This is a genomic window from Rhodobacter sp. JA431, assembly GCF_900217725.1.
GTDB classification, from domain to species: Bacteria; Pseudomonadota; Alphaproteobacteria; order Rhodobacterales; family Rhodobacteraceae; genus Rhodobacter; species Rhodobacter aestuarii.
The window spans coordinates 187,691-199,190 of the sequence record NZ_OBMP01000007.1 but is presented as its reverse complement, the minus strand read 5'-3'; the positions used below and the strand labels follow the sequence as shown (position 1 = coordinate 199,190).

Below are 11,500 nucleotides of genomic sequence, written 5' to 3'. Positions count from 1 at the left end.
AGCCCCCGTTGAAAAGTAAAATGGAAACAGGGGCAGGGTCAGAACAGCATGGCGGAAGAGACGGCAACCGGGGCCAGCAAGGGCGGGGCGCGGCCGCGCACCCGCATTCAGCAGCGCAACACCGAGGCGATCCTGGAAGCGGCTTTGGAGGTGTTTTCGGCACAGGGCTTTCGCGGCGCGACGCTCGACCAGATCGCCGCGGAGGCCGGGCTGTCGAAACCCAATTTGCTTTATTATTTCCCCTCAAAAGAGGCGATCCATCTCGCGCTTTTGACAAGCCTCTTGGATGATTGGCTTGCCCCCCTGCGGGAAATGACCGGCGCGGGCGATCCGCGCGAGGAGCTGATGCGCTACATGCGCCGCAAGCTTGCGATGAGCCGGGAGATGCCGCGCGAAAGCCGGCTCTTTGCCAATGAGATATTGCAAGGCGCGCCACGCATGGGGGCGATGCTGGGCACGGAGCTCAAAGCCTTGGTCGATGAAAAGGCCGCGCTCATCCGCGCCTGGACGGAGGCGGGCCAAATCGCCCCGGTTGACCCGCATCACCTGATTTTCTCGATCTGGGCGCTGACCCAACATTACGCCGATTTCGACGTCCAAGTCCGCGCCGTCCTCGGCCCCGGTCACGACCCGTTCGCAGAAGCCGAAACCTTCCTCACAACCATGTTCGAAAGACTGCTGAAGCCCTAGGGCGATCTGCCACCTGCGGACAGAAAAAAGGCCGCCCCAAAGGCGGCCTCTTTTGCTGTGATGATCAGATCTGCTTTTCGGGCAGATGCACCACAAGCCCATCCATATCCGGCGTGACCTTGATTTGGCAGGTCAGGCGCGAGGTCGCCGGGTTCGGTTCATAGGCGAAATCAAGCATATCGGTCTCGGTCGGCAGGGCTTTCGGCAGCCGGTCCACCCAAGCCTCATCCACATAAACGTGGCAGGTCGAGCAAGCGCAGGCGCCGCCGCAATCCGCGTCGATGCCCGGCACGCCATTGTCGCGCGCGCCTTCCATGACCGTCAGCCCCGGTTTCACTTCGATCTCGTGGCGGGTGCCGTTGTGTTCGACGTAAGTGATCTTTGCCATAATCGCCTCTTTCGCTTGCCGCTGTGCGGTTTGGCTTTGGTTTAGGGCAAGCCGCACGGTTTGGAAAGCCGCAGCTTGGCCGCATCCTTGCTGGAAGATCATCTTTGCGAGCCCGCGCGAAACTGGTTAGGGTCTTGCAACCTGACCTTGCCGGATACTGCCGCCTTCATGCGATCTGTTCGTTTTGCCCTTTTTGTGCCGAAAGCCGCGCTTTTTGTTGCGGTCTTCGGGGCATTGGCAGGCTGCTTCCAGATGCCGGAGCCGCAAAGCACGCCAGTGCCGCCGCCGGGCGAAGAGCCTGAGATCATCACCGCCGCGCCACGAGATTCCCTTGCTGGCGAGTGGCGTGCCGAGGCCCCCGATGCGGATGAGCCGGGGTGCTTCATGGAACAATTCCGCCCCGCCGTGGTGGAAACCGTGACCGAACATGAATTGGTGTCAGCGGAGGTGCGGGACAAAACGACCGGCACCGTGACGCGCCCGGCAAGTTATCGCTCGACCACGCAGGCGCGCATTGTCGAAGGTGGCGAGGTGATGTGGTTTCAGCGCGTCTGTGAACAAGACATGACCCCCGCCTTGATCGCTACGCTGCAACGCGCGCTGTTGGCGCGGGGCTATTACACCGGCGATGTGACGGGGCAGTTGAGTGCGCAAACGCAAGAGGCGGTGAAAGCCTATCAGGCACAGCGCGGGCTGATCAGCCCGGTTTTGTCACGCCGCGCCGCGCAAGAGATGGGGCTGATCATTTGGGATGGCTCGCCCGCCGCCGCTCCTGAGGCGCAGGCCCCCGGCTGAGCCGGAGGCCCTTACGCATAAGATCCTTTTACAGGTCTTCGCCGTAGCCATAGGTTTCGGTGACGTAGTCGATGTCTTTATCGCCCCGGCCCGAGAGGTTGATCAGGATCGATTTGCCCGGATTGTTGCCCGCTTCGCGCATCGCAAAAGCCACCGCATGCGCGCTTTCGAGCGCCGGAATGATCCCTTCATGGCGCGAAAGCGCGTAAAACGCTTTCAGCGCCTCTTTGTCATCTGCGGTGGTGTAATTCACCCGGCCGGTTTTGTGCAGATACGCGTGTTCGGGGCCAACGCCGGGGTAATCCAGCCCCGAGGCGACGGTGTGCACCGGCGCGGGCTCACCGTTTTCATCGGTCAAAACCAATGTGCGGAAGCCGTGAATATCGCCATCCGCCCCAAAGCTGATGGTGGCGGCATGGTCGCCAAGGTTGGACGAAGTGCCCAGCGGCTCGACCCCATAAAGGCTGACATCATCGTCAATGAAGCCCGAGAAAATCCCCATCGCGTTGGAGCCACCGCCTACACAGGCCGCAACCATATCGGGCAATTCGCCGGTCATTTCCAAGAACTGATCGCGCGCCTCAACCCCCACCACATGTTGGAAGTTGCGCACCATCATCGGGAACGGGTGCGGCCCCACCACCGAGCCAATGGCAAAGAGCGCATGATCGGCCTGCGCGATATAGCTTTGGAAACAGCTGTCCACCGCTTCCTTGAGCGAGCGCCCGCCAAAGCCAACAGGCACCACTTTCGCGCCCAAAAGCTTCATCCGGGTGACGTTCGGCGCTTCTTTGGCGATGTCGATCTCGCCCATATGGATTTCGCATTCCATGCCGAAATAGGCCGCTGCCGTCGCCAGCGCCACGCCATGCTGGCCCGCGCCGGTTTCCGCCATCAGCTTCGTTTTGCCCATGAACTTGGCCAAAAGCCCCTCGGCCATGCAGTGGTTGAGCTTGTGCGCGCCGGTATGGTTCAGGTCTTCGCGCTTGGCGTAAATCTGCGCGCCGGCGCAAAGTTTCGAGAGGTTCTTGAGGTAAGAAACAGGGGTGGGCCGACCTTGGTAGTGTTTGCGGATCTGGCGCAGCTCAGCAATGAAATCTGCGGATTTGGAAATCGTCGCATAAGCCTCGCGGATTTCCTTGAAATGTGGTTCCAGCGGCGGCGGCAACATCGCGCCACCATAATCGCCAAAAAAACCATCCGCCGTCGGGGTCGTCTTAAGATATGAAGTCATGCCTCACCCTCCATCAGTCAGTGCGGGGATTTGACGCTCAAAGTGGCGCAGTGGCAAGGAGGGAAGCGATTTTTCGTTCCAACCCATAGGTTTGGGGTGAAAATATGCGGCGCGATGCCGCATTGGCATTGCCGCGCATGGGCCCCGCGCAAAAGGGTAAACCTCGGTGATCCCTAGGTAACCCTGCGCTTAAAAACACGTCAAATAAGGTGATTTTGCTTCTCGAATCGGCGTTTTAGTCCGTCTCGATTAACGGCACAGAAAAGGTTTGCTGCCATGCCTGTCATCTGAACTGGACAGGAGATCGGCATGAGACTCGCAGCGACCCTTGCGCTTTTTGCCCTGCTTGCGGCCCCGCTCGGTGCGCAGGCGCAAAGTCAGCCCAGCAAGGGGGTAACCCCGGGCGAAGTGCATTTCGCGCAGGTGGCAGCGCTTGAAGGGCCCGCCAGCGCCCTTGGCACTGGCATGAACCTTGGCATCCGTGCCGCCTTTGAAGAAGCGAACCGCGCGGGCGGTGTGGCGGGGCGTCAGCTCAAGCTTGATGCCTTTGACGACGGCTATGAGCCGGGCAAATCCGTCGCCCAAACCCGCGACGTGATCGCGGCCGATGCGCATATCGGTTTTATCGGTCCGGTGGGCACGCCGACCTCTGCCGCGACCCAGCCGCTCGCCACCGAAGCCGGTTGGCCCTTTATCGCGCCGCTCACGGGGGCGGGGTTCCTGCGCGATCCGGCGCTGCGCAACGTGGTCAACCTGCGCGCGACCTATGACGCGGAAACCGAGATGTGGATCAAGCTGCTTGTGGACACGCAGGGGCACAAAAAGATCGGCATCCTTTATCAAGATGATGGCTTTGGCCGGGTGGGCCTGAAGGGCGTCGAGGCCGCGTTGGAACGGCGCGGTATGCAAGCGGTGGCGCGTGGCGCTTTCCCGCGCAATACGCTGGCCGTGAAGACCGCGCTTTTAGACATTCGTCGCGCCGGTGCCGATGCGGTGGTGATGGTTGGCCCCTATAAGCCGGTGGCCGAGTTCATCCGCGTGGCGCACAAGATCGACTACAACCCTGAGTTCGTGACCATTTCATTTGTGGGAACCGATGCGCTCGTGGCCGAACTTGGCGCGGTGGGCAAAGATGTGGTGATTTCGCAGGTTGTGCCGTTCCCCTCCGATACCAGCGTGCCGGTGGTCGCCCGCTATAACGCGGCGCTCAAGGCGCTCGACCCGAAGGCCGCCCCCGGCTTCTTGTCGCTTGAAGGTTATGTGGCCGGGCGTTTGGCGATTGTCGCTTTGGAGGCGGCGGGCAAGTCCCTGACCCGCGAAACCTATCTGACCGCGCTGCAAAACCTTGGCGAGGTCGATATCGATGGGCTCAAGCTGCATTTCGGCCCCGGTGACAACCAAGGCTTTGATGATGTCTTCCTGACGCAAATCTCGGCCGAAGGCACGATTGCTAAGATGGATCTCGGCGCCGCGCGTGCCCAAGACGATTGTCAGCCCGGCGCGGGCGGTTAATCCGCCCGCCGCAACGCGTTTGAAAACCGCTCGCTCGTAAAGATCGCCAGCATCGAAGGAAGACAAGATGATCCGTCAGGCAAAGCAGCTGTTCGCAAGTGTGGGCGCGAAGATCGTCGCAATCGTCGTGGCCTTGGTGGCAACAACGGCGGTCGCGGTGGTGGTCAGCCTCAATGTGTTCAGTTCCACCGATAAGGTGGTGCGCAACTTGGCCGATGACGAGGTGCCGCTTCTGCGGGCCACTTCGCAACTTTCGACGGTGGCGGGCGATCTAAGCCAAGACATGATCGACATCCTTTCGGCGGAAAGCGCCGCCGCTTTGGATGCGCCGGATGCCGCTGCCGCGGAGCATTTCACCGCCTTGAGCGAGGTCTTGTCGAAAAGCGGCGATGCGGAATTGGCGATGCTGGGGCGCACGGTCGATGCGGCCCGCTCTGGCGTGGACAAGCTGATCGACGAGCGTCGCGCGATGTTTGACGCGACCGCGCAAACCGATGCGGCGGTGGCACAACTGTTCAAAGCCAATACCGAGGTGTCCGAACGCCTGCTCGACGTTACCGATGATGCCTATTTCGATATGGTGATGGGCGGCGAGGCGGCGGTGAGGTCTGTTTCCTCCACGCTGGATCGTTTGGTTGACGAGGATTTCAACGCCTTGAGCGATGCGCTTTCGCTGCGCGTTGAGGTCAATGTGATGATCGGCAATGTGTTGGCGCTGTCGCCGGGGCTTGATGCGGCGGGGCGCGCGGCGATTTTTGAAGGCATCGCGTCTTCGGAATCGCGCATGCGAGACAAGATTTTGCGCATTCATGGCACCTCTGCGCTTGCGGGCCTGCGCGCCGATCTGGAACAACTGGCCGATACCGCGAAAGAGGTTGCATCACTGCGCTCAACCTCGATCGGCCGACAGCGGCGCGAGATGCAAGACTTGGTCGGAAGGCTTGAGTTTGAACTTGGCAAGCTCGTCGATGATCAGGCTTTTGAACTGACCCTTCATGCGATGGGCGCGGGCCTGTCGAACGAGGCGGCGATCAACCAGTTGATGACGCGCGATGTTGAGCCGCTGATCTTGGCTGCGCGGGTGGAAACGCGCGTGCGCGATCTGGTGTCTTCGGCGCTGCGCTTGGCGCTCACCCGCTCGGAAACCGCTTTTGCCAAAGAAAGCGTGGCTGTAGAGGCCGCCCGCACCGCGCTAAGCGATATGGTTTCGCGCGTGCCGGAGGCTTTGGGCACCAAGCTGAACGATTTGCTGGCGCTGACCGAGGCAAATGCCGTTTTGCCGACCGCGCATCTGGCCGAGATCAAGGCGAGCGCAGCGGCAGACGAAACCTTTGCCGCTGCCAACAGCACTTTGGCGACTATCGACAGTGCTGCGCAAAATGCCGCGAGTGCGGTTTTGGCGCGGATCGAAGCCGCCTCGGGCACGGTGCGAGCCCGCACGGGTGCCTCGATCCAAACGATGCTGGCGATGGGCGCACTGGCGGCGCTGATTGCGTTGGCCGCTCCGTGGCTTGCTTGGGTCACCATTGTGCGCCCGCTCAAACGTGCCGCTGGGGCCACAAGCCGCTTGGCCGAGGGGGATCTGGCCGCTGTCGAAGGTATGCAGGCTGGTCCGGGCGAGATCGGCGGTTTGATCGGGGCGCTTTTGGTGTTCCGGGATGGTTTGCGCGACAAAGCGCGGCTCGAAGAAGAAGAAAAACGCCAAGCCGCGGCAGCCCTTGCCCGTGAGCAAGCCGAGCATGAGGCAGAAACCGCGCGCCAAGCCGAGGCGCTGGAGCGCGAACGTGCCGAACGTGCCCGCGCCGATGAGGAACGCGCCGAGCGTGCCCGCGTGCGTGAGGCCGCCGAAGCCGAACGCGCCGCGCAAATGCGCGAACAGCAAACGGTTGTTTCAAGCTTGGCCGAAGGTCTGCGCGCGATGTCGGGCGGTGATCTGACCGCAAAAATCACCACAGCGTTCCCCGAGGCTTATGAGGGCCTGCGCCGCGACTTTAACGAAGCGGTGGATCGGATGGCGGAAACGCTTGCCTCAATCGTGCAATCGACGAGTGTTGTGGAAACAGAAGCTGGCAGCCTGAATACCGCCTCGTCGGAACTTGGGCGCCGCACCGAAACGCAAGCGGCCTCTTTGGAAGAAACCGCCGCCGCGATGAACGAAATGGCCTCTTCGGTGCAGCAATCTGTTGCGGGCGCGCAAGAGGCGGCCAAGGCTGTGGTGCAAACCCGCGATACCACGGCAACGGGCCGCGATGTGGTACGCCAAACGCTGCAAGCGATGAATGATATTGCCCAAAGCTCGGAACAAATCTCGCGTATCACCTCGGTGATCGATGATATCGCTTTCCAAACCAACCTTTTGGCGCTCAACGCCGGGGTTGAGGCGGCGCGTGCGGGCGAAAGCGGGCGTGGCTTCGCGGTTGTGGCATCTGAAGTGCGCGCGCTGGCGCAGCGCTCTTCGGAAGCTGCGAAAGAGATTGCCGAATTGATCGAAACCTCGGTCCGGCAAGTGACCTCTGGGGTGCAACTTGCCTCGCGGTCAGACACCGCTTTGGGGCAGATTGAAGACTTGGTTGGCAAGCTCGACGGGCTCCTGGAAGCGATTGCCAGCGCCGCGACGGAACAATCGGCGGGCATTTCGGAAGTGACAGCAGCGGTGAACCAGCTTGATCAGGTCACCCAGCACAATGCCGCAATGTTTGAGGAAAACTCCGCCGCGACACAGGGCCTTTTGGCCGAGGCGCAAAGCCTGCGTGCGCTCAGCGCCGTGTTCCGGATCATGCAAGCTGGTGCGCAAGAAACGGTGCACAGCTATGGCGATGCGCCGCAGGAAGACGCCTTCCGCGACGCTTCCTAAACGTGAAAAGCAATCCATGACAATGGCTTCGGGCGCGATCTTCAGATCGCGCCCTTGGTCTATCCCCCCAAGGGGTGACTTGATCCACTCGCGCAGTGAGGGTTAGGCTTTTGCTATGCATCCGCTTGTCGCTCATGCCAGTGCCGCGCTCGGGCTGGGGTCTTGCCGGGTCGTTCCCTTGCACGGGGGCGATCTTTCGGAAGTTGTGCGCCTGATCCCCGACACCGGGCCAAGCATTGTCGCCAAATCCAGCCCCTTAGCCGAGGCCGAGGCGCAGATGTTGCAGGCCTTGGCTGCCGCTGGCGTTCCGGCCCCGACTGTCTTGCATGCGGCGCCGGGTTTTCTGGTGATGGAAGATTTGGGCACCGATACGGGGCTTGGTCAGGCTTGGGGGCCTTTGGGCGCTTCGCTCGCGCAGCTTCATGCCACAACCGGGGCGAGCTATGGTTGGGCCTGTGACTATGCCTTTGGGTCGGTGGTGATCCAGAACGCCGCCACGGAGGATTGGCCAAGCTTTTGGGCCACGCGGCGGCTTATGCCCTTTGTTCCGCATGTGCCCATCGCTTATGCCCGCCGGATTGAAGACTTATGTCCGCGTCTTCCCCAGTTTCTGCCCGCGCATCCACCCGCCGCGCTTTTGCACGGCGATCTTTGGGCGGGCAATGTGATGGCGCAAGGTGCGCGGGTGACCGGGCTGATTGATCCGGCGTGCTATTATGGCGATGCAGAGGTCGATCTGGCGATGCTCTGCCTTTTCGGTCACCCCACGCCCGCCTTTTGGGAGGCTTATGGCGCACCCGCGCCGGGGTTTGAGCTGCGACGCGCGCTTTATCAGTTGTTTCCCGCGCTCGTGCATGTGCGGCTTTTCGGGGCGGGCTATTTGAGCCTTGTCACCCGCTGCCTTGAGACGGTGGACGCCTAAGCGCCCACGAAGCTCAGAGCAAATCCGCTTGCCGCAGGTCGTCTTGGGCAAAGTCAATCAGCGCGCGTAGCTTGCGGGGCAGGGCGCGGCCCTCGAGCCAAACCGCGCTTAAAACCCCGCTTTCGCCACCGCAATCGGAGAGGATCGGGACCAAGCGCCCAGAGGCCAAAGCCTCCGTCAGTGCGAGCCGTGGCACATAGGCGACCCCGTGGCCCGCCGCCGCCAATTCCGCCGCTGCGCGTGCCGAATTGACCTGATAGCGCCCCGAAACCTCGATCGTTTCAGACTGGCCTGCCTGAACGAAACTCCACCGTCGCGGGTTGCGGCGGTTGGTGTCTAAGATGCAGGCGTGCTGCACAAGATCGGCGGGGGTTTTCGGGGTGCCGCGCTCGGCCAAATAGGCGGGGCTTGCCACAGCGAGCGAGCGCAATTCGCCGAGCTTGCGCTGTTTGAGCGATTGCATGTCTGAGCGGCCAATCCGAAACGCAAGGTCGATCCCATCGGTGGCAAGGTCGATGAACCGATCTGTGAGCCGCAAATCAAAGGCCAAACCGGGATGCACTGCCCCAAAGCGGGCGAGCATCGGCGCCACCCAAATCTCGCCAAAGGTGACGGGGGCAGACAGGCGGATCATTCCGGTAAAGCCGCGCGAGCCCTCGGCCACCTCGCCGATGAGTTCATCCAACTCATCCAAAAGCGTGGGCGCGCGGGCCAGCAAATCCGCCCCCGCAGGCGTCAGCCCGACACGGCGCGTGGTGCGTTGCAAAAGCCGCACGCCAAGCCGGGTTTCAAGCGCGGCGACATATTTGGAGGTCAGCCGGTTCGACACCCCCATGTGATCCGCCGCAGCGGTGAAAGAGCCGGTCTGGGCGGTCGCCACAAAGGCGCGCAATTCGTCAATCAGGTCCATATCATTGCGAACGTTATGAGGAAGATCATTCGCCAAAATCGCCATTTTCTTGAAGGTGTGCAAGGGCCAAATAGGGTGCATGATCAATTCAAGGGAGATCACCATGACCCAAACCACCCAAGACACCGCCCAAGACATTGCGGCTTTGGTTTTGCGTGTTGCCTCGGGCGCGCTGTTTTTGGCCCATGGCCTGACCAAGCTGCTCGTTTTTACCCCTGCGGGCACCGCCGGGTTCTTTGAAAGCCTCGGCCTGCCGGGCGTGCTTGGCTATCTGACGATGCTGGCCGAACTTGGCGGCGGGCTTGCGCTGATCCTTGGCGTTGGCGTGCGGCTTATCTCGATCCCGCTTGTGGCCGTGCTTTTGGGCGCCACTTGGGTGCACAGCGGCAATGGCTGGGGCTTTGCGAGCGCTGGCGGCGGTTGGGAATTCCCGCTCTTTTGGGCTGCGACGCAAGCGGTCATCGGCCTTCTGGGCGCCGGGGCCTTTGCGCTGCGCCTTCCGGCCCTTGAGCGCCGCCTTGGTGCCTTTGCCTAACCTTTCACACTGCTAAGCCGGGGCCGCGCTGCCGCGGCCCCATACGGAGGACTGAAGATGATTGCCCCCACCACGCTCACCCATCTGCGCGACGGCCTGAACAGCTCAGACCGGATGCCGCTTGTTTTTCTTGGCCATGGCAGCCCGATGAACGCGATCGAGGATACGCAATTCTCCCGCGCCTGGAGCAAGCTTGGCGATAGCCTGCCGCGCCCGCAAGCGATCTTGGTGGTCTCGGCGCATTGGATGACGCGGGGCACCACGCTGGTCGATGTGTCTGAAGTGCCGCGCACGATCCATGATTTTTATGGCTTCCCGCAGGCGCTTTATGACCAACAATACCCGGCCCATGGCGCGCCCGCTTTGGCGCGCGAGGTGAAAACGCTTCTGGCCAGCCACCATGCGGAAGAAGATGACACTTGGGGGCTCGATCACGGCGCGTGGACGGTGCTGAAATTCCTCTATCCCGAAGCAGATGTGCCGGTCTTTCAAGTCTCGGTCGATATGTCCCGTGGGCTGGCCCATCAGTTGGAAATTGGCCGCACGCTTTCGCAACTGCGCGACAGGGGTGTGCTGATCATCGGCTCGGGCAATATCGTGCATAACCTGCGCGCCATGCGCCCCGGTGGCAAACCGCATGACTTCGCGCTGGAGTTTGACACGCTCTTTGCCGAAAAACTGGAAGAACGCGATCTGGCCACTTTGGCGGATCGGGCGAAACTGGGCACGCTGTTGACCCAATCGCATCCGTCGATTGACCACTATCTGCCCGCGCTGACGATTGCCGGGGCGGCGGATGCCAAAGACGATCTGCGCTTCATGACGAATGCAATCGAGCTTGGCTCCGTTTCGATGCGGTCTTTCGTCTTCACGCCCACGGCGGCTTAAAGCTCTTTTTCAGAGCGATCCGCTTCTCCGGAAACCCAATATCCCGCGGCCTTCATCCAGGGCGCGGGATGTCCGCGTTCGGCCAATGCGGCGCGCAGTGCTTTCGCCACCCCAGCCTCGGCCGCCAGCCAAACAAAGGTTTGTTCAGGCAGGGAGATCCGCGCCAAAGCGGCCAAAAGGCCCGTGGCATCGGTTGGGTCGGCGCGGTGCACCCAAAGCGCGACATGCTCGGCGCGCGTTTCAATGCGCTGTTCCTCGCCCGCACTTTGCACGGCCACAAGGCTCGTCACCGGGGTGCCGGGGGCCATTTCTTCGATCCGGCGCGCAATCGCGGGCAGCGCGGTTTCATCGCCAATCATCAGCCAACGGGCAATCGGTCCCTCGATCACCTGCGCGCCGCGCGGCCCGCCGATATGCGCCTCATCGCCCACCTGTGCGGCCCGCGCCCAAGCGGTGGCGGGGCCTGCGTCGTGGAGCGCAAAATCAATCACCAATTCCCCTTTGGAGGGATCATAGGCGCGCGGCGTGTAATCGCGCATCGCTTGCCCGCCCGCGCCATCGGGCACGAAAAGCTTGATGTGATCATCTGCCCCAAGCGAGGTGAACCCCGAAAGCTCCGGCCCGCCCAGCACCAGACGCAGCATTTGCGGTGTCACCTCTTCACGGGCCAGAACCGTCAACTTACGGCGCTGCACCTCAAAGCGGTGGCGGGTGATGGTGGGGGTGAGGGCGGTCATGGCAGTGGCGTCCTTGCTGAGGGATCAACGGCGGT

General features: G+C 61.9%; 11 protein-coding genes. 7 read left to right on the top strand and 4 right to left on the bottom strand.

The window, feature by feature from the left end; all coding sequences use genetic code 11:
• The first annotated feature begins 48 nt into the window (after window positions 1-48).
• The gene (locus CRO18_RS14710; RefSeq protein WP_097080757.1) at window positions 49-690 is read left to right on the top strand and encodes a TetR family transcriptional regulator C-terminal domain-containing protein; all 642 of its coding nucleotides are present in this window, start codon (window positions 49-51) and stop codon (window positions 688-690) included.
• Between the two features lie 64 nt (window positions 691-754).
• Here CRO18_RS14710 and fdxE read toward each other — a convergent pair whose 3' ends face one another.
• The gene (gene fdxE, locus CRO18_RS14705; protein ID WP_076484776.1) at window positions 755-1,078 is read right to left on the bottom strand and encodes a ferredoxin FdxE; all 324 of its coding nucleotides are present in this window, start codon (window positions 1,076-1,078) and stop codon (window positions 755-757) included.
• A 168-nt stretch (window positions 1,079-1,246) separates the two neighbouring features.
• Here fdxE and CRO18_RS14700 point away from each other — a divergent pair, with 168 nt between their 5' ends.
• Window positions 1,247-1,873, top strand: a complete 627-nt coding sequence (locus tag CRO18_RS14700) for a peptidoglycan-binding protein (protein ID WP_108188619.1) — start codon at window positions 1,247-1,249, stop codon at window positions 1,871-1,873.
• 28 nt (window positions 1,874-1,901) lie between these two features.
• On the opposite strand, the gene trpB is transcribed toward CRO18_RS14700, so the two are convergent.
• The gene (gene trpB, locus CRO18_RS14695; protein ID WP_097082687.1) at window positions 1,902-3,107 is read right to left on the bottom strand and encodes a tryptophan synthase subunit beta; all 1,206 of its coding nucleotides are present in this window, start codon (window positions 3,105-3,107) and stop codon (window positions 1,902-1,904) included.
• A gap of 309 nt (window positions 3,108-3,416) precedes the next feature.
• On the opposite strand from trpB, the gene CRO18_RS14690 reads away from it, so the two are divergent.
• The 3 genes from CRO18_RS14690 (at window position 3,417) to CRO18_RS14680 (ending at window position 8,395) form a co-directional block, all read left to right on the top strand.
• Entirely contained in the window at window positions 3,417-4,619 is a 1,203-nt protein-coding gene (locus CRO18_RS14690) for an ABC transporter substrate-binding protein (protein ID WP_097082686.1), read from the top strand.
• Window positions 4,620-4,686: 67 nt separating this feature from the next.
• The gene (locus CRO18_RS14685) at window positions 4,687-7,473 is read left to right on the top strand and encodes a methyl-accepting chemotaxis protein (protein ID WP_249276076.1); all 2,787 of its coding nucleotides are present in this window, start codon (window positions 4,687-4,689) and stop codon (window positions 7,471-7,473) included.
• Window positions 7,474-7,588: 115 nt separating this feature from the next.
• Window positions 7,589-8,395, top strand: a complete 807-nt coding sequence (locus CRO18_RS14680; RefSeq protein ID WP_097082685.1) for a fructosamine kinase family protein — start codon at window positions 7,589-7,591, stop codon at window positions 8,393-8,395.
• A 13-nt stretch (window positions 8,396-8,408) separates the two neighbouring features.
• On the opposite strand, the gene CRO18_RS14675 is transcribed toward CRO18_RS14680, so the two are convergent.
• A complete protein-coding gene (locus CRO18_RS14675) occupies window positions 8,409-9,305 on the bottom strand; it encodes a LysR family transcriptional regulator (protein WP_097082702.1) in 897 nt (298 codons plus the stop codon).
• Window positions 9,306-9,408: 103 nt separating this feature from the next.
• Here CRO18_RS14675 and CRO18_RS14670 point away from each other — a divergent pair, with 103 nt between their 5' ends.
• Together CRO18_RS14670 and ygiD are read left to right on the top strand one after the other, a co-directional pair.
• Complete coding sequence (locus CRO18_RS14670; RefSeq protein WP_076484547.1) at window positions 9,409-9,840, top strand: DoxX family protein; 432 nt, start codon at window positions 9,409-9,411, stop codon at window positions 9,838-9,840.
• 57 nt (window positions 9,841-9,897) lie between these two features.
• Window positions 9,898-10,728, top strand: coding sequence for a 4,5-DOPA dioxygenase extradiol (gene ygiD / locus CRO18_RS14665; protein ID WP_097082684.1), 831 nt, complete (start codon window positions 9,898-9,900; stop codon window positions 10,726-10,728).
• On the opposite strand, the gene CRO18_RS14660 is transcribed toward ygiD, so the two are convergent.
• Window positions 10,725-11,465, bottom strand: coding sequence for a siderophore-interacting protein (locus tag CRO18_RS14660; RefSeq protein ID WP_097082683.1), 741 nt, complete (start codon window positions 11,463-11,465; stop codon window positions 10,725-10,727). The genes ygiD and CRO18_RS14660 overlap by 4 nt on opposite strands.
• Window positions 11,466-11,500 lie beyond the last annotated feature (35 nt).